The organism is Micromonospora sp. NPDC005203 (assembly GCF_042872705.1).
Lineage (GTDB): Bacteria > Actinomycetota > Actinomycetes > Mycobacteriales > Micromonosporaceae > Micromonospora.
The window spans coordinates 155,823-179,078 of the sequence record NZ_JBIAKV010000007.1 but is presented as its reverse complement, the minus strand read 5'-3'; the positions used below and the strand labels follow the sequence as shown (position 1 = coordinate 179,078).

Below are 23,256 nucleotides of genomic sequence, written 5' to 3'. Positions count from 1 at the left end.
CTCGGGTCGGGCGGGGGTCAACTCAAACTGAAAAAGCCGCCCTCAGCGATCTTGGCCTTGTCCTCAGCGGTGACCTGGACGTTAGCCGGTGAGAGCAGGAACACCCGATTGGTCACGCGCTCGATCGTACCGCGCAGGCCGAACGCCAGCCCGGCCGCAAAGTCAACCAGACGGCGGGCATCCGCCTCATCCATTTCGGTGAGATTGATGATCACCGGAACGCCGTCGCGGAAGTGCTCACCGATGGTGCGCGCCTCCCGGTAGGTGGTCGGGTGCAGCGTGGTGATCTGGTACCGCTGCTCCTCCTCGGGCAGCGCCCGCTCCCGCGACGTGACCTGCGGCGCGAGGGCCAGATTGTCCCGGGTGTGGTACGTCAGCGCGCCGGACGTCTCGCCCGCCGACGACCGGGTGATCGACCGTACGCTGGCCCGCTCGGCCCGTTCCGCGCGCTCGCCGTCACCACGCTCGGACTCACTCAACCGCCCGCTCGTCCGCTCGGAGAGTCGACCCCGTTCGGTGGCGCGCGGCCGGGGAGCCGGGGGCTCCTCGGTGTCGTCCTCGTCCTCGTCGGCGAACTCCTCGGCGTACCGGCTCTGCCGGTACCGCGAGTCACGGTAGCCACCCTTGTCGTAGCCACCGTCGTCGTAGGCCCGCTCGTCGTCTTCTTCGACCAGACCGAGCCAGACCCCCGCCTTGCGCAGTGCACCCATCCCGCGCCCTTCCGTCCGCCGTGCGGCACGCGCCCCCGTGCCATGTCGCCCGTCGCGAGTGGACAACCATGCCCATCGGACCGGAACCGCAATCCCCCCAGCGCGCGATTCGCGTCGCGCGCACGACCCCCGACAGGAGACGCCGCCCCTGAAACAACACTGATGTAATTTGCTTGTCTCGCGGTCAGGCTACCGCAGCGTGGGACGCATTCCGAGCAACGCGCTACCGACGCGGACATGTGTCGCGCCGTATCGGATCGCGATGTCGAAATCTCCGCTCATTCCCGCGGACAGTGCGGTGGCTCCCGGATGGACAGCCCGAAACGCGTCGGTAACCTCCGCGAGCCGGGCGAACGCCCGTTCCGGCTCCCACCCCAGCGGAGCGACCGCCATCAGCCCGACCAGACGCAGCCCTGGGGCGTCGGCGATCGCCTCGGCCACCGGCTCCAGTCCGGAGCCCGGATCCGCCGAGTCGGGCAGGGCCCCGCCCCGGGCCGCGTCGCCGTCGATGCTCACCTGGATCAGGGCGTCGAGCGGCGTCTGCCGGTCGGCGGTCGCGGCGGCCAACGCCCGGGCCAGCCGGACACTGTCGACGGAGTGCACCGCGTCGGCGTAGCGGACCACCGAGCGGGCCTTGTTGCGTTGCAGTTGACCGATGAAGTGCCAGCGGGGACGTACCCCCGCCGCGGCCACCTCGGCGGCCTTGGCGGCCGCCTCCTGGTCGCGGTTCTCCCCCACGTCGGTCACCCCGAGCCCGGCCAGCGCCACCACGTCACTGGCCGGGTAGGTCTTCGTCACGGCGATCATCGTGACCTCGGCACGGTCCCGACCGGCCTGCGCGCAGGCGTCGGCGATGCGGGACCTGATATGGGCCAGGCCGGCCGCCAGTTCGGCGTGCCGGTCCGGTCGTACCGTGGCTGAGCTGTCGGTCATCGGCGGTGCTCAGGACCCGTTCTTGAGGAAGTCGGGGACGTCGACGTCGTCGAAGAGCACGCGCCGCGGCGACTGGGCCGGTGTCGGGTTGCTGACCGGCGCCGGCACCGGGGTGCTCTGCGGCGCGGGCTGGTTGGTGTTGGTCTTGCGGGTCGGCTCGGCCGCCTTGTACGCGGGAGTGCCGCCGTCGAAGCCCGCCGCGATGACGGTCACCCGCACCTCGTCGCCGAGCGCGTCGTCGATGACCGCGCCGAAGATGATGTTGGCGTCCGGGTGGGCCGCGTCGGTGACCAGCTGGGCCGCGTCGTTGATCTCGAACAGGCCCAGGTCGGAACCACCGGCGATGGAGAGCAGCACGCCCCGCGCACCGTCCATGCTCTGCTCCAGCAGTGGGCTGGAGATGGCCGCCTCGGCCGCCTCGACCGCGCGGTTCTCCCCACGGGCGCTGCCGATGCCCATCAACGCGCTGCCGGCGCCGCTCATCACGCTCTTGACGTCGGCGAAGTCCAGGTTGATCAGACCCGGGGTGGTGATCAGGTCGGTGATTCCCTGCACACCGGAGAGCAGCACCTGGTCCGCCGTCCGGAACGCGTCCATCATGCTGATGTTGCGGTCACCCAGGGCCAGCAGCCGGTCGTTCGGGATCACGATCAGCGTGTCGCACTGGTTGCGCAGCTCGTCTATCCCCGTCTCGGCCTGCACCTGGCGGCGCTTGCCCTCGAAGGAGAACGGCCGGGTCACCACGCCGATGGTCAGCGCGCCGAGCTTGCGGGAGATGTTGGCCACCACGGGCGCGCCGCCGGTGCCGGTGCCACCGCCCTCACCGCAGGTCACGAAGACCATGTCGGCGCCCTTGAGCACCTCCTCGATCTCGTCGCGGTGGTCCTCGGCGGCGTTCTTGCCGACGTCCGGGTTGGCGCCGGCGCCCAGGCCGCGGGTCAACTCCCGGCCCACGTCGAGCTTGACGTCGGCGTCACTCATCAGCAGCGCCTGGGCATCCGTGTTGATCGCGATGAACTCGACGCCCTTGAGCCCAACCTCGATCATCCGGTTGACGGCGTTGACCCCGCCGCCCCCGATGCCGACGACCTTGATGACCGCCAGGTAGTTGTGCGGAGGTGTCATCTCCGGTCCTTTCCTTCGAGATTGGCTTCGGCCGACCGGTTACGGCGTGGCCAGACCAGCGGCCGACGACAGCTGTCACCAGCGAGGCTCAGAGGTGAACCCTCACCCTCTACTAGAGGCTTACAGTTATGTCAACCACTGTTCCTCTTCCGGGCAACGTAAGCGCCACCGCGCCAGGAGCCAAGGACCCGACCGGCGTGTCGCCGAGCCGAGCGCGACGGGTCACCTCCGCGGGCACTCACCGGTCAGCGAAAGGTCACCACATCGGGAGCGCTCACGTCGATCCGGGCGGCGTCCTCGTCCAGCAGGGCGGTGGCCACCTTCGCCTTGTCCGTGCCCCGGGTCGCGTCGCCCCAGACCACCGTCCGGTCCCCCCGCAACCGCAGGCTGATCCGCGCCAACCCCTCCACCCGCAGGTCCACCAACTCCGCCCGGAGCTGCGGAGTCAGGGCGGAGAGGACCTCCAGCGCGGCCCGGGTGCCCGGGTCGTCGGCGGCCGGACGGCCCACCGTCACCTGCGGCAGATCGGCGGGACGCCGGTCCACCGTCCGGAACGCCACCCCACTCCTGTCGATCAGGGCGAACGCCGCCCCCTGCGGCACCACAGCCACCGGAGTCCGCTCGGTCACCCGCACCACGAGCGCGCCGGGCCAGTCCCGGGAGACCGTGGCCCGCTCCACCGCCGGCAGCGCACCGACCCGGCGGGCGGCGGCGGCCAGGTCCACCCGGGCCAGCGGCACCCCGTCCGGCACGCCGACCGCCTCGTGCACCTGCACCGGGGTGACCAGGCCGGCGCCCTCCACCCGCACCTCCCGGACCCCGAACAGCCCGGTGCCGAGCACCGTCCAGGCGACCAGCCCGGCCAGCGCGAGCACCCCGGCCGTCACCGCCCACGGCAGCGCCGCGCGCATCCGACGCTGCCGGGCACGAGCCATGAACCGGCGAGTCGAGGGCGGTACCGCGTCGCGCCCCGCCCGGACCAACTGCCACCGCCGCGCCGGACCACGACGCGGGGCGCCACCGTCGGCGGCGCTGGTCCGCCCCCGGGCCGGGCCGGGACTCATCCGGCCAGGGGCGCCGCGCCGCCGGGCGCGGCGGTGCCACCGAGAGCCGCTCCGTCGCCGCCGGCAGTGTTCCCACCCGGCACCGCGTCAGCGATCGCCGGGGACGTGGCCGCCGGGTCGACGGCCGCGGTCGGTGCCGGGCCGGCCGTACGCTCACCGAGGGCCACCAGCAACTCGTCACCCATCAGCGAGATCGGCGGGGCGCCCATGGTGACCACCACGTCCCCGGTACGCGCGCGACGGGCCACCTCGACCGGGGCCTGCTCCCACGACTGCACGAAGACCTTGCGGTCGGCGGGCAGGTCCACGGCCGCGATCAGCGCCGCCGAACCCTCGCCGGGCTGCCGCAGCTCGCCCGGCCCGAAGACCTCCAGCAGCACCACCTCGTCGGCGATGGCCAGCGCGTCGGCGATCTCCGCCTGGTTGTCGCGGGTGCGGTACAGCCGGTACGGCTGGAAGACGACGATCAACCGGCCGTCCCCGGCCACCTCGCGCAGCGTCTGCATGGCGAGGGTCATCGAGGTCGGGTGGTAGGCGTACTCGTCGTAGACCAGCACGCCGTCCGCGACACCCTTGCGCTCGAAGCGCCGCCGCACCCCGGGGAAGACCGCGAGCGCGGCCTCGGCCGCCTCCAGCGGCAGCTCCAGCAGGTACGCGGCCAGCACCGCGGCGGCGCTGTTCAGGCCCATGTGCCGCCCCGGCACCGGCAGCCGGAACTCGCCGAGCGAGCGACCGTCGATCGCGGCCAGGTAGCGAACCCCGCGCGCGGAGGAGACGATCTCGGTCAACCGCAGGTCGGCGTCGGCGGCCTCGCCGTAGGTGAACACCCGCCGCCCCCCGGCACGCAGGCTCTCGGCCAGCCGCCGACCGCCCGGGTCGTCGGCGCAGGTGATGATGAACCCCTCCGGGTCGGTCAGGCGGGCGAACTCCACGAACGCCGCCTCCAGCGTCGCGTAGTCGCCGTAGGTGTTCAGGTGGTCGGCCTCGACGTTTGTGATGATCGAGACGTACGGGCGGTAGATGAGGAACGAGCGGTCACTCTCGTCGGCCTCGACCACGAAGTGCTCGCCGGTGCCGTGGTGGGCGCCCGAGCCGACCTCGGAGATCTCCCCGCCGATCACGAAGGACGGGTCCACGCCTGCCTGCTGGAGCACCATGGTCACCATCGAGGTGGTGGTGGTCTTGCCGTGCGTGCCGGCCACCGCCACCGCCCGACGTCCGGTCATCGCCGCGGCCAGCGCCTCCGAGCGGTGCAGCACCCGCAGGCCGCGCCGACGCGCCTCGACCAGCTCCAGGTGGTCCCGCGGAATGGCCGACGAGTAGACGACGGTGTCCACACCGTCGAGGTTGCTCGCCTCGTGGCTGAGGTGGATGGTGCCGCCGAGCGCCCGCAGCCCCTCCAGCGAGGGCCACTCCCGCAGGTCGCTGCCGGAGACCCGGATGCCCCGGGTGAGCAGCAGCCGGGCCACGCCGAGCATGCCCACCCCACCCACCCCGATCAGGTGGACGGCCCCCAGGTCCTCCGCGGTGAGCGTGCCGGCCGGGGTGAACTGCGCGGTCATCGGGCCACCGCCGCGATGACGAAGGACCGCAGTGCCTCGTCACCGTCACGCCGCCCGTACGCCGCCGCTGCCGCGCCCGTCGCGGCCAGCCGCTGCGGGTCCCGGATGAGTGGGATGACGGTGCGCTCCAGCCAGTCCGGGGTGAGTTCCGCGTCGTCGACGAGCAGCCCGCCGCCGGCCTCCACCACGGGCAAGGCGTTGCGCCGCTGCTCCTGGTTGCTGTGCGGGTACGGCACGTAGATCGTGGGCAGCCCGATCGCGGCCACCTCGGCGACGGTCATCGCCCCGCCCCGGGCCAGCATCAGGTCGGCGGCGGCGTAGCCCAGCTCCATCTCGGAGAGGTAGGGCAACACCACGTACGGCACCGGCAGGTCGGTGGGGATCGGCACCGGCTCGTTGCGCGCGCCCATCACGTGCAGCACCTGCACGCCGTTGCGGGCCAACTCCTTGGCCGCCCCGGAGACCGCCAGGTTGATCGAGCGGGCGCCCGACGAGCCGCCGGAGACGAAGAGCACCGGCAGGTCCGGGCGGAGCCCGAAGTGGGCGCGGGCGGCGTTGCGCTGCGCGTACCGGTCCAGCCCCGCGATGGTGCGCCGCAGCGGCACCCCCACGATCGTGGCGTCGCGCAGCGACTCGGCCTGGCTCGGCTGGTGCGGGAAGCCGACGGCGATGTTCTTGGTGAACTTCATGCCCAGCCGGTTGGCCACGCCCGGTGGCACGTTGACCTCGTGGATCACCATGGGCAGTTCCCTGCGCCAGGCGGCGAGGTAGGCCGGCACCGAGACGTACCCGCCGAAGCCGACGACCACGTCGGCCTTGACCTCGTCGATCACCTTGCCTGCGGCGCGGGCCGCGGTCCACATCCGGCCCGGGGTACGGACCAGGTTCATGTTGACCGACCGGGGCAGCTGGTACGCCGGGATCTGCCGCAGGTCGTAGCCCTGCGGCGGAATCAGGTCGTTCTCCATGCCGCGCGGTGTGCCGAGGCAGGTGATCCGGACGCCCGGGTCGTGTCGGCGCAGGCAGTCGGCGAAGGCGAGCAGCGGGTAGATGTGCCCCCCGGTGCCACCTCCCGCGAGCACCACCGAACGCAGCGGACCCATCAGCGTCTCCTCTCGCTCGCCGTACCGCCGCGGCTGCGGTCCTGTCGGACCCCGCGCGGTGCGGCCTGGTCGTCATGGCGCCGCTCGCGGGACCGGGGCACGGACCCTCGGCCAGCGGGCGGCGTCGCCGGTCGGCGACGCCGGCCGGGAAGCGGCGGCAACGGGGCCCAGAGTAGTCGGACCCAGCGGGCCGGCGGACGGGCATGCAGGGCTCTGGCCGCATCGGGTTCGGCCCGGGCGAAGGAGGCCAGCATGCCGATGCCGGCCAACGTCACGACCAGGGCGCTTCCGCCGTCGGAGATGAACGGCAGCGGCAGGCCGGTGATCGGCAGCAGCCCGACCACCCCACCGATGTTGATCACCGCCTGGCTGACCAGCCAGGTGGTGACGGCGGCGGCGGCGAGCCGGCGGAACGGATCGTCGACCCGCCGGGCGATCCGCAACCCGGTGTACGCGAGAACCGCGAACAGGCTGAGGATGACGACGCACCCGATCACGCCCAGTTCCTCGGCGATGATCGCGAAGATGAAGTCATTGTGTGCCTCGGGCAGCCAGTCCCACTTCAGACTGCCCTTGCCCAGCCCGACACCGAACCAGCCGCCGTGCTCGATGGCCAGCCGACCCTGGTAGACCTGGTAACACGGGTCTCCGCACTTGTCCGGCGGCGGTGGGTTGAGGAAGAGCGTCAGTCGCGCCAGGCGGTAGTTGTCCGCGCCCTTCTCGCCGGAGCCGGCACCCAGTGAGGCCACCGCGATGAGCAGGCCGACACCGAGCAGACCGACCACGGTCAGGGCGCCGAAGACCCGCATCCGTACACCGGCGGCCCAGAGCAGACCGACCACCAGGGCCAGCAGGCAGAGCATGGTGCCCACGTCGTTGTAGCCGACCAGCACGAAGAGCAGGCCCATCACCGGGAAGAGCGGGGTGGCCAACTCCCGCCACCAGCCCAGCGCGGCGCCCTTGCGGGCGATCACGTGCGCGCCCCACAGCACCAACGCGATCTTGGCCAGCTCGGAGGGTTGCACCTGGATCCCGCCGATGAACAGCCAGAGCAGCCGCGCCTCGATCGGGCCGATCCGGGCGGAGTCCTGTTTAGTCAGGCGCGCATAGGCGAGCAGCAGGTTGAGCACCAGCAGCAGCCCGATCGCGGTGAACAGCAGCGGCCGGCCCAGCGACCGGTAGGTGCTGGCGGGCAGGCGCTGGCAGGCCCAGAACACCCCGATGCCGATCACCGCGAAGATCGCCTGCTTGGTCACCGAGGCCGAGGCGTTGCCGTCCTGGGCGTAGTCCCTGACGCTGGTCGCCGAGAAGACCATGGTCAGCCCGATCAGCAGCAGCAGGCCGGCGCTGGACAACAGCAGGTAGTAGGAGGCCAGCGGCCGGTCCAGCAGACCGCGCAGCGCGGCGAGCCCACCGGCCGCGTCCAGCCCGCGCAGCGGCACGGACGGCGTCGGCTCCGTCGTGCGCGGTGTCGCGGGCGGTTCCGGGCCGCGCGTGTCGTCCGGCTGCGCGACGGCCTCCGCGGTTCGTGCCGCGCCGGGTGACCGTCGCGGGCGGCCGGCTGTCCTGTCGTCGATGCCTGAATCCTCCCCCACCCCGACATCATCACCGCTGGGCGCGCCCGAGCGGCCCACAACGACGCTCCGGGCGTGTCGGACCCGGGGGGCGGCACCTCCGCGTGGCGCCTTTGCTCTGCTTCAACCCGCGCAACACCCCGCGTCCGATATCCGGACACCGGGTGTTGCGGTCGTTGAAGCAGAGCAAAGGAGTCGCCGAAAGCCTCGCCACCTCGGCGACGCACGGTCACGGCTCGGACGGTGACCCGCTAGAACGGGGTGGAGATCAGGTCATGTTGGCGAGGAACTCGCTGTAGAACAGGCCCAGGGCAATGGCCACGCCGATGCCGGCGATGATCCAGAAGCGCACCACGATGTTGACCTCACTCCAGCCGGCCAGCTCGAAGTGGTGCTGTAGCGGTGACATCCGGAAGACCCGTTTACCCGTGGTCTTGAAGGAGATGATCTGGATCACCACGGACATCGTGATGATCACGAAGAGCCCACCGATGATCGGCAGCAGCAGGATGGTACGGGTCGACATCGCCATGCCGGCGATCAGACCGCCCAGCCCCAACGCCCCGGTGTCGCCCATGAAGATCCGCGCCGGGGACGTGTTCCACCAGAGGAAGCCCACACAGGCCCCGGCCGCCGCCCCGGCTATCAGCGCGATCTCCAACGGGTCGCGGACCTCGTAGCAGTACGGCTGGGTGTAGTTCGGGTCGGCGCACCAGTGCCGGTACTGCCAGAACGCGATCAACGCGTACGCGGCCAGCACCATGACCGAGGCCCCGGTGGCGAGACCGTCCAGACCGTCGGTGAGGTTCACGCCGTTCGTCGTGGCCATCACCACGAAGATGAAGATGATCACCGCACCGACCTTGCTGAGCTCCAGGGCGTCGATGTCCCGGATGAAGCTCAGCGTGGTGCTGCCGACCGTCTCGGTGTTGGTCGCCTTGCCCGATCCGTCGGTCATCGTGCTCGGGAACCACAACGCGACCACGCCGAAGAGCGCGCCCACCAGGATCTGACCGAGCAGCTTGCCGCGCTTGTTCAGACCGGCGCTGTTGCGCTTGCGCACCTTGAGGAAGTCGTCGAGGAAACCGACCGCGCCGGAGAAGACCATCAGCCCCAGCAGCACCAGCGCGGTGATGGTCGGCTCCACCTGCGCGATCTGCTTGTCCGGCAGGGTGGTCAGCGCCAGGTGCCCGGCCACGTACGCGATGACCGTGGCCAGGATGAAGACCACGCCACCCATCGTGGGCGTGCCCTTCTTGCCCTGGTGCATGGCCGGGCCGTCGGACCGGATCGGCTGACCGGCCTTGAGCCGGGTGAACACCTTGATCGCGAGGGGGGTGCCGAACAGCGACACGATGAAGGCCACCCCGACGGCGACGATGACCGCCCTCATCGGGTGGACTCCGCGCCGGCGTCGGCGCGCAGGGCGTCGGCCACCTCCCAGGTCCGGTACCGGGAGCCCTTGACCAGGACGACGTCACCCGGTCGTAGTTCGCCCCGCAGCACCTCGACGGCCGCCGCCTGATCGGTGAGCAACACCGACTCTCCTCCCCAGTTCGCTACCGCTGTCGCGCCTTCGTGGATCGGCGCGGCCGGCTCGCCCACCACGAGCAGCCGGTCGACACCCAGGTCAGCCGCGAGGCGGCCGATCTCGGCGTGGCCGTCGTACTCGAACGGACCCAACTCGGCCATGTAACCAAGCACCGCGACGGTACGCCGACCCTGGCCGATGCTGGCGAGCGCCCGCACCGCCACCGCCATCGAGGCCGGGTTGGCGTTGTACGAGTCGTCGATGACGGTCACCCCGTCGGGGCGGTCGAAGACGTCCATCCGGCGGGTCGACACCAGCCCCAACTCGGCGAGGGCCGGCGCCAGGTCCGCCAACGGCATGCCCAACTCACGGGCCACCGCCGCCGCGGCGAGGGTGTTGCCGACCTGGTGCCGGCCGGCCAGCCCGAGCCGCACCGGCACGCGCCCCTCCGGGGTGACCAGGGTGTACGACGGGTGCCCCCGCTCGTCGAGCGTGACGTCCTCGGCGCGTACGTCGGCGTCGGGTGCCTCGCCGTAGCGGACCACCCGGGCCCGCGTCCGGCTCGCCATCGCGTCCACCCGCGGGTCGTCGGCGTTCAGGACGGCCAGCCCGTCCGGCGGCAGGGCCTCGACCAGCTCGCCCTTGGCCTGCGCGATGGCCTCCTGCGAGCCGAACTCGCCAATGTGCGACGTGCCGACGTTGAGCACCACGGAGATCCGGGGCGGCACCAGCTCACACAGGTAACGGACGTGCCCGATCCCGCGCGCGCCCTTCTCCATCACCAGGTAGCGGGTGTCCGGCCCGGCCTGCAACGCGGTGTACGGGTGCCCCAGCTCGTTGTTGAACGACCCGGGCGGCGCCACCGTGGCCCCGAGCCGGGTGGTGAGCTGCCCGATCAGGTCCTTCGTGGTGGTCTTGCCGGAGGAACCGGTCACGCCGATCACGGTCAATCCGGGCAGTCGGTCCACCGCGGCGCGGGCCAGCCGGCCCATCGCGGTCAGGGCGTCGTCGACGAGCACCATCGGCACCCCGGGCACCTCGCGGCTGCCGAGCACCGCCACCGCCCCGGCCTGGACCGCCGTCACCGCGTAGTCGTGCCCGTCGACCTTCTCCCCCGGGAAGGCCACGAAGAGCGAACCGGGCCGCAGCTTGCGCGAGTCGAACTCCACCGAGCCGGTGACGGTGGCGGCCGGGTCGGCGCCCACCAGCCGCCCGTCGACCGCCGCGGCGACCTCGGCCAGGCTCAGCGCGATCATCGCCGACCCGCCAGGTCTCCGAAGCGGGCCCGCAACGCGTCGGCCAACTCGACGCTGTCGTCGAACGGAAACACCTCGCCCGCCACCTCCTGGCCCCGCTCGTGCCCCTTGCCGAGCAGCGCGATCACGTCGCCCGGCTCGGCCAACCGGACCGCCTCGTCGATCGCGGCGCGCCGACCGGACACCTCGATGATCCGGGCGGCCGTGCCAACCCGGTACGCCCCGGCGAGTACCTCGGCGCGGATCTCCGCCGGGTCCTCGGTACGCGGGTTGTCGTCGGTCACCAGCACCACGTCGGCGCCCTCGGCGGCGGCCGCGCCCATCACCGGCCGCTTGCCGCGGTCCCGGTCTCCGCCGGCGCCGATCACACAGATCAACCGGCCGACGCTCAGCTCGCGCAGCGCGGCGAGCGCGGCCACGATGGCGTCCGACTTGTGCGCGTAGTCGACCACCCCGCGCACCGGCCCGGCACTGTCGACCAGCTCCAACCGCCCGGGTACGCCACCGCAGGCGGCCACCCCTGCCGCCGCAGTCACCGGGTCCACCCCGACGCCGACCAGCGCGGCGATGGCCAGCAACGCGTTCGCCACGTTGTGCCGGCCGGGCAGCGCCACCCCGGCGGACAGGACCACCCCGTCCGGGCCGTGCGCGGTGAAGCGCTGGGCGTATCCCTCGCCGTCCACGCCGTCGGCCCACCAGGTCGCGCCCCGGTCACCGGCCGCCGAGTAGGTGACGGTCGCCGGCCTGTGCAGCGGCTGCAACGCCGGGTCGTCGTGGTTGAGCACCTCGACCGCGCAGCGCCCGTCGAAGAGCTGGGCCTTCGCGGCGAAGTAGTCGTCGCTGTCGGCGTGGAAGTCCAGGTGGTCGGAGCCGAAGTTGGTGTACCCCCCGACGGCGAACCGGACACCGCCCACCCGGCCCATGGCGAGCGCGTGGCTGGAGACCTCCATGACCACGGCGGTGACCCCACGCTCGCGGGCGGTGGCCAGCATGGCGTGCAGATCGGTCGCCTCGGGGGTGGTGCGCACACTGTCGACCACCAGGTCACCGAGCCGGGTCTCCACGGTGCCGATCAACCCGGTGGTGTGCCCGGCGGCCCGCAACCCCGACTCGACCAGGTACGCGGTGGAGGTCTTGCCGGCGGTGCCGGTCACGCCGACCACGGTGAGCGCGGCGGTCGGGTCGCCGTAGACCGCCGAGGCCAGCTCGCCGAGGACGGCGCGGGGGTCGGGCACCACGAGGGCGGGCAGGCCGCTGGCCGCCGCCAGCTCGGCGCCGGCCGGGTCGGTCAACAGGGCCACCGCGCCAGCCTCGGCGGCGGCGGCGGCGAACTCCGCGCCGTGCCGACGGGCGCCGGGCAACGCCGCGTACAGGTCGCCGGGGCGAACCTCCTGGCTGGCGTGGGTGGCCCCGGTGACGTTCACCGTGGCGGCGTCCGCCGGAAGGTCGACGGCGAGCCGGACGGCGAGAGCACCGAGCCGGACTCCGGTCACGGTGAGTGGACGTGGATTGCCAGGCACGGCGTCAGACCCTACCCGGTCGTCCGGTTCCGGCCGTACAGCCGCCCCGGTGGTTCGTCGGCACTCACCGATGATGTCCCGCCATCGCTGCTCAGCGCGGATAGACCACGAACTTGGGTGCCGAACCGCCGGTGGACGGCGGAACGCGATAGTGACGCAGCGTGAACTGCATCATGTCGCGGAACGCCGGATTGGCGATCGCCGCGCCCCCACCGTCGGGCGAGTACACGAAGACAGCGATCACGTAGCGGGGGTTCTCGGCGGGGGCCATGCCGATGAAGGAGGACACCGTGTCGGGCGCTATCTTGCCGTTGACCAGCCGCGAGCCGGTGCCGGTCTTACCGGCGACCCGGTAGTCGGGGACCGCGGCGGTGACGCCGGTGGCGTGGTCGACAGTGGTGACCGCCTCCAGCATGGTGCGCAGGGCCGCCGCGTTCTGCGGGCTGAGCACCGACCGGGTCACCGGGGCGGGCGCGGGGGTGCGCTTGCCGTCCGGGCCGATCACCTCCTTGACGAGGTGCGGCTGCACGTACGTGCCGTTGTTGGCGATGGCGGCGTACGCGGCGGCCATCTGCAGCGGCGTGGCGTCGACGCTGTGCCCGATCGGCACCGACCCGTGCGACGATGCGCTCCACTCGTCGGCCGGCAGCAGTCGCCCGCCGGCCTCCCCCGGCATCCCCTCGCCGGTCGGCTTGCCCAGCCCGAACCGCTTCTGGTAGTCGATCAACCGGTCCGGGCCGAGCTTCTCGGCGATCGTGATGGTGCCGACGTTCGACGAGTAGGCGAGCATCCCGGGGATGCTCATCCGCTTGCCGTTGGCCGGGTGCGTGTCGGAGAACCGGGTGTCACCCATCGTGATGTTGTTGGGGACGGGCAGCGTGGTGTCCGGGGTGATCACCCCCTCCTGGAGGGCCGCGCCGTAGGTGATCGCCTTGTGCACCGAGCCGGGGTCGACGACGAAGCTGGTCGCCGCGTCCTCCCGGGCGACCGGGTCGCTCGGCAACGGCTTCGCCGCGCTGTAGGTGGGATTGCTGGCCTGGGCCAGCACCTCCCCGGAGGGAATCTCGATGATCACGGCCGCGCCGGTGCCGCCCCGCACCTGGGCCATGCCCTCGCTGAGGATCCGCTGCGTCCGGAACTGCAGGTCACGATCGATGGTGAGACTCAGCGAGCTGCCCGGCTTGGCGAGCGTGGTCAGGCTGTAGCCGCCCGGGATCGCCGCATCGAGATCACGGCGGCCGGCCTCGTACCTCCGCTTGCCGTCCTGACCCGCGAGCACGTCGTTGTAGCGGGCCTCCAGCCCTTCCAACCCGACCATGTCCTGACTGGTGAAGCCGATCAGGTTGGCCGCCAGGTCACCCCCGGGCACCTCGCGACGCTCGTCGCGGTGCACCCCGATCCCCGGCAACTCAAGCGCCTGCACCTGCTCGGCGGTGGAGATCTCCACCCCCCGGGCCAGGTACACGAATCGGGAGTCGTTTCCGTTCTCCAACTTGCGGGGCTTGAGCAGCCCGGTGAGCTTCGACGCCGGGATGGCGAGCAGCGGTGAGAGCGCCTGGGCGGTGCCGGCCGGGTCCTCCACCTCGGGGGGATCGGCGAACACGTACCGTGCCTCGACGCTGCGCACCAGCGGGGCACCGGTGCGGTCGTAGATCGCGCCCCGCGCCGCCGGCAGTTCCACGGTGCGGGTGCGGTCGATGACGCCGCCGCCGGCGTACGCCGGGGCGTCGACGGCCTGGAGGAAGATCAGCCGGATCCCGATGCTCGCGAACAACGTCAGGGCCAGGGCGGTGCCCAGCCGCAGCCGCAGCCGCGAGTCGGCCAGCTTCGGCGGGCGCGGTGGCTTGCGGGACGGCCGCCGGGCCGCCGGGCGGTCGGCGCGGCGTGGCGCGCGCGGCGTGGTCCGTCGGCGCGGCGGCGGCTCGTCGACGCCCGGTCCTCGGGGGGTACGCGGCGCGACAGTGCGCACCACGCCACCCCGTCCCGCGGCCGGGGCGTCGCGGCGACCGGCCCGGGCGGCGGCCCGACCACCGTCGAGCACCTGCAACGCCGGCCGGAACGGATCGCCGGAACGGGTGCTGCGCGGCGTGCGCCGTTGCTCGGCGCCCACCGCGCGCGGTGGCGTGCCGCGCTCGTCGCGGACGGTCCGACCCCGTGGCGTGTACGCGCGGGCGCCGGAGATGCCCCCGATGCCGGGCTCGCCGGTGCGCGGCTCGGAGTCGGTGGGGCTGGCGTCACGCGAAGAACCGCGCCGGGACCCCGTGGGGTCCCGGCGCGGCTCGTCCGACCTTCGTGGCACGGGTCAGCCTCCCGCACCCTGGCTGGTCACCGACGGCTTACCGGTCGCCGGCTGCGGCACGCCGATGGTCTTGCCGTCCGGCAGCCGGATGTAACCCGGCTCGCCAGCGTCCACCAGGCCCAGCCGCCGCGCCTCGGCGGTCAGGTTGCCCGGCGCCTCGTACTCGGCGATCTGCTTGTCCAACTGCTGCTTCTCCAGGTCCAGTCGAGCCTGCTGCTGCTGCAACCGCTCCTGCCGAAACGCGTTCTCGTTGATCTTGGTGTTGATCGCCAGGATGCCCAGCACCCCACCGACCACCAGCACCACGATCAGCGCCGCGAACGGCGCGCGCGGCACCGACATCGGCGGCGGCGGCGCCACCCGCAGCCGCGGCGGACGCGCCTTGGCGGCACTGCCGGCCGTTTCGACCGGCCGCAGCGCGGTGGCGCCCTGGGTCGGGAACTCGCGCGCCCCCCGGGCGCGAGTCTCCCCCTGCCGGTTCACTCGATCGATGCGTGGCGTACCGTTTCCGAGGCGCGGAGCCCGCTCCGCCGCGGTCCGGCCCCCCGACCGCGGTGCGCGCTGCCCGTCGCCGGTGACGTCCCGGCGGCCGCGCTTGTCAATGTTCATGTCCCTCCCCCTCAACGTCCGTCCCTCTGCCGTCCCGGTGCCCCTGACCCCCCACGGATCAGGCGGACCCCGTGCCCGGTTGGTGCATTCCCTTCACCCGTCGGCGAGACCGTTCGCGGTCGGTCCGCCCCTGCTCAGTCGCGTTCGGGTCGAGTCGTTCCGCTGCCCGCAGCCGCACCGAGGCGGCCCGCGGATTCACGGCGACCTCCGCCTCCCCGGGCAGTTCGGCGCCCCGGCTGAGCAGCCGGAACGTCGGACCGGACCCGGGAAGCTCGACCGGAAGGTCGACCGGGCCCTTACTGCGGACCCGGTCCGCGAGCGCCACCTTGGTGAGCCTGTCCTCCAGGGAGTGGTAGGACAGGACAACCATGCGACCGCCCACGGTCAGTGCGTCGAGCGCTGATGGCAACGCTGTCTCCAGCGCTGCCAGCTCTCTGTTTACCTCGATCCGTAAAGCCTGAAACGTTCTCTTTGCCGGATGACCGCCCGTTCGTCGGGCCGGTGCCGGGATGGACTCCCGGACCAGCTCCGCCAACCGCGCCGACGAGGTGATCCGCCCGCGTTCCCGCTCCCGCAGGATCGCCGAGGCGATCCGGCCGGCGAACTTCTCCTCGCCGTAGACCCGCAGCACCCGGGCCAGGTCCGGATGCGCGTAGGTGTTGACCACCTCCTCGGCGGTCACCCCCCGGGTCTGGTCCATCCGCATGTCCAGTGGCGCGTCCTGGGCGTACGCGAACCCGCGGTCGGGCGCGTCCAACTGCAACGACGACACACCCAGGTCGAACAGGACGGCGTCGATGCCCGGATAGCCCAGCCGGTCCAGTACCTCGGGCAACTCGTCGTAGACGGCGTGCTCCAGGTGCACCCGATCGGCGAACCGGGCCAGCCGGACCCGCGCGTGAGCGAGCGCCTCGGTGTCCCGGTCGAGCCCGATCAGGACCGTCTCCGGGTGCGCCTCGAGCACCGCCTCCGCGTGCCCGGCCAGGCCGAGCGTCGCGTCGACGTGGACCGTCCGGCCGCCTCGACCCAGCGCGGGGGCCAGCAGCTCAAGACACCGCTCAAGCAGCACCGGCACGTGCGTGCCGCGCAACTCCCCCATGGTGACCCCCACTGGTTGAAACGTCCGTTCTCCTCGTGCGCCTGTCGTCGGACGGCGCTGCCGTCGTACCGCCAGATCCCCATCCGCTCCCGCCGGACACCGGACCGTCGCCCGATGACTGGATCGTGCGCCTGGCACCGGGGAAGGGGTGCCAGGAACTCGAAAGCGGCTGGAGATCTCGCAGTACGTCGGGCGCCGTTCCGCCCTACAGACCGCCGGGCAGCACCCCCTCCGAGATGTCGGCGAAGTCGTCCTCGCTGTCGGCGAGGTAGGTCTCCCAGGCTGCCTTGTCCCAGATCTCCACCCGCGTGCTCGCACCGATCACGACCAGGTCGCGGTCCAGCGCGGCATACGCCCGCAGGTGGGCCGGAATGGTTACCCGACCCTGCTTGTCCGGAACCTCGTCGTGCGCGCTGGCGAAGAAGACCCGGCTGTAGGCCCGGGACGCCTTGTGCGTCATCGGCTGCGCGCGCAACTGGTCCGCGATCCGCTGGAACTCAGGGGTCGGGAAGACGTAGAGGCAGCGCTCCTGCCCTTTGGTGACCACGACACCCCCCGCCAGCTCATCCCGAAACTTGGCCGGAAGGATCAACCGGCCCTTTTCGTCCAGGCGTGGAGTGTGGGTGCCGAGAAACACCGGCCCTACCCCCTCGCCCCTGAGCGGCGTTCGCGGCGCCGCTGACCCCCCGGGCCGGTGAGCCCTCCCGGCCTCACCATTGGTCCCCACTCTACTCCACTTCCCTCCACCTGCAACCAGATTCGCCCGCGCGGCGTGTCCGATCCGGTGGTAAAACTGCACGTCACGAGGGGTGGAGCGGAGTGGAGGGCCGCAGCGGCCCCCCGGCGTGGTCCGCTTTCCGACATAGATCGACTCCGTCCGGTGGAGGTCCTCCCGGCCACCCGCACCGCCGCCACGGCCGAACGGTTCACCGTCGGCGGCGATCTGGCGGGGCGGACGGTCCGGTAACCTCGCTCGCGTGACGGACGCGAAAATGCCCCTACGGGCCAAGGTGGCCAGCTCCGTGTCACGGACCGCCGCGGCGCTCTCCCGGGCGGCCGGCCGTGGCGACGGTTCGGTGATCGGCGGGTGGATCGGCCTGAAGATCGACCCGGACCTGCTGGCCCACCTGTCGGCCGGGCGTGCGATCGCGCTCGTCTCCGGCACCAACGGCAAAACCACCACCACCCGATTGACCTCCGCAGCGGTCGGCGTGCTCGGCCGGGTCGCCACCAACTCGTTCGGCGCCAACATGCCCAGCGGGCACACCTCGGCACTGGCCAAGGCCGGCAGCACCCCGTACGCGGTGCTGGAGGTGGACGAGCACTACCTCGCACAGGTGCTGGAGGCGACCGAGCCGCACGTGGTCGCGCTGCTCAACCTCTCCCGCGACCAGCTCGATCGCGCCAAGGAGGTCGCCATGATGGCGCAGCTCTGGCGTGCGGCGCTGGTCCGGCACACGAACGTCCGGGTGGTGGCCAACGCCGACGACCCGCTCGTGGTCTGGGCGGCCACCCCGCCGGGGGACCCCGCCCGGGGCATCAACCCGCCGCCGGTGACCTGGTTCAGCGCCGGCCAGCGCTGGCACGACGACTCCTGGGTCTGCCCGGAGTGCGGCTCCACCATCCAGCGCTCCGGCGAGCAGTGGTGGTGCACCGGCTGCCCGTTGCGCCGACCGGAGCCGAACTGGGTCGTCGAGGACGAGGGCGTGCTCGACCCCACCGGGGCCTGGCACAAGGTCTCCCTCCAACTGCCCGGCAAGGTCAACCTCGGCAACGCGGCGACCGCGCTGGCGGTGGCCGCCGAGTTCGGCGTACGCCCGGTCGACGCGGTGTCCCGCCTCGGCATCGTCACCTCGGTGGCCGGCCGCTACGCGCAGGTCGACAAGGACGGGCGCAACATCCGGCTGTTGCTGGCAAAGAACCCGGCCAGTTGGCTGGAGGCGTTCGACATGGCCGACGACGCGCCGACCCTGCTCTCCATCAACGCGCGCGACCCCGACGGTCTGGACACCTCCTGGCTCTACGACGTCGACTTCGCCCCGCTCCGCGGCCGGCAGGTGTTGATCACCGGCGACCGGGCATACGACCTGGCGGTTCGACTGGACGTCAACGACGTCCCGTTCCAGCACGTCCGCACGTTCGACGACGCGCTCCGGTCGGTCCCGCCCGGGCGGCTGGAGGTCATCGCGAACTACACCGCGTTCCAGGACATCCGAGCGGAGTTGGACCGTGTCATCTGAGAGCCTGCGCATCGTCTGGATCTATCCCGACCTGCTGTCCACCTACGGCGACCGGGGCAACGCCCTGATCCTCGCCCGCCGGGCCCGCCAACGCGGCATGCCGGTCGAGGTGCTTGAGGTCCGCTCCGACCAGCGGCTGCCCGCGACCGCCGACATCTACCTGGTCGGCGGCGGCGAGGACGGCCCGCAGGCGTTGGGCGCGCAGCGGCTGATCGCCGACGGCGGCCTGCACCGGGCGGTCGCCCAGGGGTCGGTGGTGTTCGGCGTCTGCGCCGGTTACCAACTGCTCGGCACCTCCTTCTTCGCCAAGGGTGTGCAGTGTCGGGGGCTGGAGCTGCTCGACCTGCAGTCCGACCGGGGCGAGAGCCGGGCCGTCGGCGAGCTGGCCGGTGAGATCGACCCCCGGCTGGGTCTGCCCCCGCTCACCGGTTTCGAGAACCACGGCGGTCGCACCCATCTCGGTCCGGAGGTCGCCCCGTTGGCCCGGGTCAGCACCGGGGTCGGCAACGACGGCGCCACCGAGGGCGCATGGCGCGGCAAGCTGCTGGGCACGTATTCGCACGGCCCGGCACTGGCCCGCAACCCGGCCCTGGCCGACCTGCTGCTGCGCTGGGCCACCGGCGCACACCAACTCCCTCCACTGGACGACACCTGGTCGGACCGGCTCCGCAACGAGCGCCGCTCCGCAGTGGCCCCCGCCCGGGCATGATCCGAGCCGTCCGGCGGCTGCTCCGCCAGCCGTCGGCCGCCCGGTTCGCCCTGCTCGTCCTGCTGATCGGCGGTTGCGGGCTCCTGCTGCTCCTGGTGCCCCGGCCGGATCCGGCGCAGCTACCCCTGCTGGCCGACCGGCTGGGTGACCTCGCCCCGGTGGCGGCCATCCTCGGCGGCGCGCTGCTGCTGGTGGCCCTGGTCCCCCGGACCTTCGTCACGCTCGCCGCGGGCGCGATCTTCGGCCCGCTGGAGGGCGCCGCGTACGCCCTGGGCGCCGCGCTGGTGGCCGCGGCGATCGGGTTCACGGTCGGCCGGCTGCTCGGCCGGGAGTTCGTGGCCGAACGGGTCCGTGGTCGCCTGGCCCGCCTCGACGGCTGGTTCGCCCGGCAGAGCGTGGTCGGTGTGGTCACCGTCCGGCTGCTACCCATCGCCGGCTTCGGGCTGGTCAGCTACGGCTACGGCACGACCGGCGCCCGGGTGCTGCCGTTCCTGGCCGGAAGCGTCATCGCCTCCGCGCCGACCGCCTTCGGCTACGCGGCGATCGGCGCCGCGGTCAGCTCCCCAGGCCACATCAACTGGTACGCCGCCGCCCCCGCCAGCCTCGGCCTGATTGCCAGCCTGGTGCTCATCCATCAGTGGTGGCGCGCCGAGCGCCGACGCCGACGCATGCCGGTCTGACCACCGCGGAGCAGACCGCCAACCGGGCCGATCAGCCCCGGTCCGGCGGGTTCGTCGCCGACGTGGTCCGGATCGGAGACACGGTACGACGTATCCCGCCCGTCAACCTGGACCTCGTCGGCGCGCTGTTGCGTCACCTGGCCATAGTGGACGCGGACCTCGCGCCCCGCCACCTGGGCGTCGACGACCGCGGCCGGCAGGTGCTCAGCTACGTTGACGCAGCAGACCCACAGCGCCGTGGTCCAGGCGGCGCCGACCCTCTGATCCCCCGCGATCTTGCAGTTCCTGTCCCGACATACCGCTCACGAGAGGGCAAATCAGGGACCGAAAGTGCAAGATCGCGGGGGCGTGGGGCGGGGGGCGCGGGGGGGGGGGGGGGGGCGCGGGGCGTGTTACGCCACCACGGACACCATGCGGCCCTTGACCACGATGACCTTGCGGGGTTCCTTGCCCGCCAGCGCCGCGGCCACCGCGTCCAGGGCCGCCGCGCGGACGGTCTCCTCGGCGGCGTCGGCGGGGACCTCGACGCGGCCACGGACCTTGCCGTTGACCTGCACCGGATAGGTCACCGTGTCGGCCACCAGCAGCGCCGGGTCGGCGGTCGGAAAGTCCGCGTACGTCAGCGAGGTGTCGTGGCCCAGCTTGCGCCACAGCTCCTCGGCCAGGTGCGGGGCGAACGGCGCCACCATCAGCACCAGCGGCTCAGCCACCTCACGCGGCGTGGCCGACAGACCGGTCAGCCCGTTGGTCAACTGGATCAGCTTGGCGATCGCGGTGTTGAACCGGATGCCGTCCATGTCGCCACGGACCCCGTCGATCACCGTGTGCAGCAGCCGGCGGACCGCCTCGTCGGCCGGATCCTCGGTGATCCGCGGCTCGCCGGTCTGCTCGTCGACGACGGCCCGCCAGACCCGCTGCAGGAACCGGTACGAGCCGACCACCGCCCGGGTCTCCCAGGGGCGGGACACCTCCAGCGGGCCCATCGACATCTCGTACACCCGGAAGGTGTCCGCGCCGTAGGCGGCGCACATGTCGTCGGGGGTCACCACGTTCTTCAGCGACTTGCCCATCTTGCCGTACTCGCGGCTGACCGCCAGGTCACCCAGGTAGTAGGCGCCGTCGCGCTCGAAGACCTCCTCGGCCTGCACGTAGCTGCCGCGCGAGTCGGTGTACGCGTACGCCTGGATCATGCCCTGGTTGAACAGCTTGCGGAACGGCTCGAACGACGACACGTGCCCCAGGTCGAACAGCACCTTGTGCCAGAACCGCGCGTACAGCAGGTGCAGCACGGCGTGCTCGGCGCCGCCGACGTACAGGTCGGTGCCTCCGCAGTCGCCCTCGCGTTGCGGGCCCATCCAGTAGCGCTCGTTCTCCGCGTCGACGAACCGCCCGCTGTTCGTCGGGTCCAGGTAACGCAGCTCGTACCAGCAGGAGCCGGCCCACTGCGGCATCACGTTGGTCTCGCGGGTGTAGCGCTTCGGCCCGTCACCCAGGTCCAACTCGACCTCGACCCAGTCGCGCCGCCGCGACAGCGGGGTCTCCGGGTTGCTGTTGGCGTCGTCGGCGTCGAACGTCTTCGGGGAGAAGTCGTCCACCTCCGGCAGCTCGACCGGCAGCATCTCCTCCGGCAGGGCGATGGCCGCGCCGGTGGAGTCGTAGACGATCGGGAACGGCTCACCCCAGTACCGCTGCCGGGAGAACAGCCAGTCGCGCAGCCGGTAGGTCACCGCGCCGGTGCCGTGCCCGTTCGCCTCCAGCCAGGCGATGGTCGCCGCCTTGGCGTCGGCGACCCCCAGGCCGTTCAGGTCCAGGCCGCCCTCGGGCGCGGCGCTGTTGATCGCCGGGCCGTCCCCGGTGTACGCCTTGCCGTCGAAGCCCTCCGCCGGCTGCACCGTACGCACGATGGGCAGCTCGAAGACCTCGGCGAACGCCCAGTCCCGCTCGTCCTGCGCCGGCACCGCCATGATCGCGCCGGTGCCGTAGCCGGCCAGCACGTAGTCGGCGATGAAGATCGGGATCTGCCCGCCGGTGACCGGGTTGGTGGCGTACGCGCCGATGAAGACGCCGGTCTTCTCCTTGGTGTCGGACTGCCGCTCGACGTCGGTCTTGGCCGCCGCCGCCTTGCGGTATGCCTCGACGGCCACCCGGGGGCTGGCGTGCCCGCCGGTCCAGGCGTCCCTCGTGCCGTCCGGCCAGGCGGCCGGCACCAGCGGGTCGACCAGCTCGTGCTCGGGCGCCAGCACCATGTAGGTGGCACCGAAGACGGTGTCCGGCCGGGTGGTGAACACCCGCACCGGTGCCTGCTCGGTGGGGAAGTCGATGTGGGCGCCGGTGGAGCGGCCGATCCAGTTGCGCTGCATCAGCTTGATCGGCTCGGGCCAGTCCAGGGCGTCCAGGTCGTCCAGCAGCCGGTCGCCGTACGCGGTGATCCGCATCTTCCACTGCTTCAGGTTGCGCTTGAAGACGGGGAAGTTGCCCCGGTCGGAGCGCCCGTCGGCGGTGACCTCCTCGTTGGCCAGCACGGTGCCCAGCCCGGGGCACCAGTTGACCGGGGCGTGCGAGACGTACGCCAGGCGGTGGTCGTCGACGACCTGGCGGCGCTCGGCGACGCTCAGCTCGGCCCACGCCCGGCCGTCCGGGGTGGGCCGGTTACCGCCCTCGAACTCGGCGATCAGCTCGGCGATCGGACGGGCCCTGCCGGCGTCGCGGTCGTACCAGGAGTTGAAGATCTGCAGGAAGATCCACTGGGTCCAGCGGTAGAAGTCGGTGTCGATGGTGGCCACCGAGCGGCGCTCGTCGTGCGCCAGCCCCAGCCGGCGCAGTTGCGCCTTGTACCGCTCGATGTTCGCGACAGTGGTGGTCCGGGGGTGGGTGCCGGTCTGCACCGCGTACTGCTCGGCGGGCAGGCCGAACGCGTCGAAGCCCATCGCGTGCAGCACGTTGCGACCGGCCATCCGCTGGTAGCGGGCGTAGCAGTCGGTGCCGATGTAGCCCAGCGGGTGGCCGACGTGCAGGCCGGCTCCGGAGGGGTACGGGAACATGTCCAGCACGTACAGCTTCTCCGCGCCGGCGCGGGGGTGGGTCGGGTCGGCCAGCGGGCCGGTCGGGTTCGGTGCGTGGAAGGTGCCCTCGCGCGCCCAGGTGTCCTGCCAACGGACCTCGATCTCGTCGGCCAGGGCTGCGGTGTACCGGAACGGGGGAATGTCGCCCGCCGGTGCGGCTGCCTCACTCATCGTCTCTCC

Annotated in this window: 17 protein-coding genes and 1 pseudogene; 3 read left to right on the top strand and 15 right to left on the bottom strand. The window is 72.1% G+C overall.

Annotated elements, in window-relative coordinates; all coding sequences use genetic code 11:
* Positions 1 to 17: 17 nt before the first annotated feature.
* The 14 genes and pseudogenes from ACFYPM_RS18025 to mraZ form a co-directional block, all read right to left on the bottom strand.
* On the bottom strand, positions 18 to 710 hold the full coding sequence (locus tag ACFYPM_RS18025) for a cell division protein SepF (protein ID WP_387197764.1): 693 nt from the start codon (positions 708 to 710) through the stop codon (positions 18 to 20).
* 189 nt (positions 711 to 899) lie between these two features.
* Positions 900 to 1,643, bottom strand: a complete 744-nt coding sequence (locus ACFYPM_RS18020; RefSeq protein WP_387197761.1) for a YggS family pyridoxal phosphate-dependent enzyme — start codon at positions 1,641 to 1,643, stop codon at positions 900 to 902.
* A 9-nt stretch (positions 1,644 to 1,652) separates the two neighbouring features.
* Positions 1,653 to 2,768: a cell division protein FtsZ gene (ftsZ, locus tag ACFYPM_RS18015; protein WP_387197758.1), complete on the bottom strand. Its 1,116-nt coding sequence runs from the start codon at positions 2,766 to 2,768 to the stop codon at positions 1,653 to 1,655.
* Positions 2,769 to 3,013: 245 nt separating this feature from the next.
* Entirely contained in the window at positions 3,014 to 3,832 is an 819-nt protein-coding gene (locus ACFYPM_RS18010) for a cell division protein FtsQ/DivIB (protein ID WP_387197755.1), read from the bottom strand.
* Positions 3,829 to 5,394, bottom strand: a complete 1,566-nt coding sequence (gene murC, locus ACFYPM_RS18005; RefSeq protein WP_387197752.1) for a UDP-N-acetylmuramate--L-alanine ligase — start codon at positions 5,392 to 5,394, stop codon at positions 3,829 to 3,831. Before murC ends, ACFYPM_RS18010 begins: the two co-directional genes overlap by 4 nt.
* On the bottom strand, positions 5,391 to 6,497 hold the full coding sequence (murG, locus tag ACFYPM_RS18000; protein ID WP_387197749.1) for an undecaprenyldiphospho-muramoylpentapeptide beta-N-acetylglucosaminyltransferase: 1,107 nt from the start codon (positions 6,495 to 6,497) through the stop codon (positions 5,391 to 5,393). The genes murC and murG overlap by 4 nt, the downstream gene beginning before the upstream one ends.
* Positions 6,497 to 7,939, bottom strand: coding sequence for an FtsW/RodA/SpoVE family cell cycle protein (locus ACFYPM_RS17995; protein ID WP_387197746.1), 1,443 nt, complete (start codon positions 7,937 to 7,939; stop codon positions 6,497 to 6,499). Before ACFYPM_RS17995 ends, murG begins: the two co-directional genes overlap by 1 nt.
* A gap of 400 nt (positions 7,940 to 8,339) precedes the next feature.
* Positions 8,340 to 9,464 carry a phospho-N-acetylmuramoyl-pentapeptide-transferase gene (gene mraY / locus ACFYPM_RS17990; RefSeq protein ID WP_357251051.1) on the bottom strand — a complete coding sequence of 375 codons (1,125 nt, stop codon included), beginning with the start codon at positions 9,462 to 9,464 and terminating at the stop codon, positions 8,340 to 8,342.
* Positions 9,461 to 10,858 (bottom strand): UDP-N-acetylmuramoyl-tripeptide--D-alanyl-D-alanine ligase, encoded by a 1,398-nt coding sequence (gene murF / locus ACFYPM_RS17985; protein WP_387197742.1) that lies wholly within the window; start codon positions 10,856 to 10,858, stop codon positions 9,461 to 9,463. Before murF ends, mraY begins: the two co-directional genes overlap by 4 nt.
* Complete coding sequence (locus tag ACFYPM_RS17980; protein WP_387197739.1) at positions 10,855 to 12,378, bottom strand: UDP-N-acetylmuramoyl-L-alanyl-D-glutamate--2,6-diaminopimelate ligase; 1,524 nt, start codon at positions 12,376 to 12,378, stop codon at positions 10,855 to 10,857. The genes murF and ACFYPM_RS17980 overlap by 4 nt, the downstream gene beginning before the upstream one ends.
* A gap of 91 nt (positions 12,379 to 12,469) precedes the next feature.
* Positions 12,470 to 14,677 (bottom strand): peptidoglycan D,D-transpeptidase FtsI family protein, encoded by a 2,208-nt coding sequence (locus ACFYPM_RS17975; protein ID WP_387197736.1) that lies wholly within the window; start codon positions 14,675 to 14,677, stop codon positions 12,470 to 12,472.
* Between the two features lie 3 nt (positions 14,678 to 14,680).
* Positions 14,681 to 15,286, bottom strand: a complete 606-nt coding sequence (locus tag ACFYPM_RS17970) for a hypothetical protein (RefSeq protein WP_387197733.1) — start codon at positions 15,284 to 15,286, stop codon at positions 14,681 to 14,683.
* Positions 15,276 to 16,385 (bottom strand): annotated as a pseudogene (gene rsmH / locus ACFYPM_RS17965) (16S rRNA (cytosine(1402)-N(4))-methyltransferase RsmH). Before rsmH ends, ACFYPM_RS17970 begins: the two are co-directional and overlap by 11 nt.
* A 205-nt stretch (positions 16,386 to 16,590) precedes the next feature.
* On the bottom strand, positions 16,591 to 17,022 hold the full coding sequence (gene mraZ / locus ACFYPM_RS17960; protein ID WP_357251037.1) for a division/cell wall cluster transcriptional repressor MraZ: 432 nt from the start codon (positions 17,020 to 17,022) through the stop codon (positions 16,591 to 16,593).
* Positions 17,023 to 17,377: 355 nt separating this feature from the next.
* On the opposite strand from mraZ, the gene ACFYPM_RS17955 reads away from it, so the two are divergent.
* The 3 genes from ACFYPM_RS17955 to ACFYPM_RS17945 are packed head-to-tail and all read left to right on the top strand — an operon-like array spanning position 17,378 to position 20,014.
* A complete protein-coding gene (locus ACFYPM_RS17955) occupies positions 17,378 to 18,625 on the top strand; it encodes a MurT ligase domain-containing protein (protein WP_357251425.1) in 1,248 nt (415 codons plus the stop codon).
* Complete coding sequence (locus ACFYPM_RS17950) at positions 18,615 to 19,334, top strand: glutamine amidotransferase (protein ID WP_357374275.1); 720 nt, start codon at positions 18,615 to 18,617, stop codon at positions 19,332 to 19,334. Before ACFYPM_RS17955 ends, ACFYPM_RS17950 begins: the two co-directional genes overlap by 11 nt.
* On the top strand, positions 19,331 to 20,014 hold the full coding sequence (locus tag ACFYPM_RS17945; RefSeq protein ID WP_387197728.1) for a TVP38/TMEM64 family protein: 684 nt from the start codon (positions 19,331 to 19,333) through the stop codon (positions 20,012 to 20,014). The genes ACFYPM_RS17950 and ACFYPM_RS17945 overlap by 4 nt, the downstream gene beginning before the upstream one ends.
* 392 nt (positions 20,015 to 20,406) lie before the next feature.
* On the opposite strand, the gene leuS is transcribed toward ACFYPM_RS17945, so the two are convergent.
* Positions 20,407 to 23,247 (bottom strand): leucine--tRNA ligase, encoded by a 2,841-nt coding sequence (gene leuS / locus ACFYPM_RS17940; RefSeq protein WP_387197725.1) that lies wholly within the window; start codon positions 23,245 to 23,247, stop codon positions 20,407 to 20,409.
* Positions 23,248 to 23,256 lie beyond the last annotated feature (9 nt).

Excerpts from the sequence above, each read along its gene's own strand:
- ACFYPM_RS18010 (WP_387197755.1), bottom strand. The coding sequence starts at position 3,832 with ATGAGTCCCGGCCCGGCCCGGGGGCGGACCAGCGCCGCCGACGGTGGC.
- murG (WP_387197749.1), bottom strand. The coding sequence starts at position 6,497 with ATGGGTCCGCTGCGTTCGGTGGTGCTCGCGGGAGGTGGCACCGGGGGG.
- ACFYPM_RS17945 (WP_387197728.1), top strand. The coding sequence starts at position 19,331 with ATGATCCGAGCCGTCCGGCGGCTGCTCCGCCAGCCGTCGGCCGCCCGG.
- ftsZ (WP_387197758.1), bottom strand. The coding sequence starts at position 2,768 with ATGACACCTCCGCACAACTACCTGGCGGTCATCAAGGTCGTCGGCATC.
- ACFYPM_RS17955 (WP_357251425.1), top strand. The coding sequence starts at position 17,378 with ATGCCCCTACGGGCCAAGGTGGCCAGCTCCGTGTCACGGACCGCCGCG.
- mraY (WP_357251051.1), bottom strand. The coding sequence starts at position 9,464 with ATGAGGGCGGTCATCGTCGCCGTCGGGGTGGCCTTCATCGTGTCGCTG.
- murC (WP_387197752.1), bottom strand. The coding sequence starts at position 5,394 with ATGACCGCGCAGTTCACCCCGGCCGGCACGCTCACCGCGGAGGACCTG.
- murF (WP_387197742.1), bottom strand. The coding sequence starts at position 10,858 with ATGATCGCGCTGAGCCTGGCCGAGGTCGCCGCGGCGGTCGACGGGCGG.
- ACFYPM_RS17970 (WP_387197733.1), bottom strand. The coding sequence starts at position 15,286 with ATGAACATTGACAAGCGCGGCCGCCGGGACGTCACCGGCGACGGGCAG.
- ACFYPM_RS18025 (WP_387197764.1), bottom strand. The coding sequence starts at position 710 with ATGGGTGCACTGCGCAAGGCGGGGGTCTGGCTCGGTCTGGTCGAAGAA.
- leuS (WP_387197725.1), bottom strand. The coding sequence starts at position 23,247 with ATGAGTGAGGCAGCCGCACCGGCGGGCGACATTCCCCCGTTCCGGTAC.
- ACFYPM_RS18020 (WP_387197761.1), bottom strand. The coding sequence starts at position 1,643 with ATGACCGACAGCTCAGCCACGGTACGACCGGACCGGCACGCCGAACTG.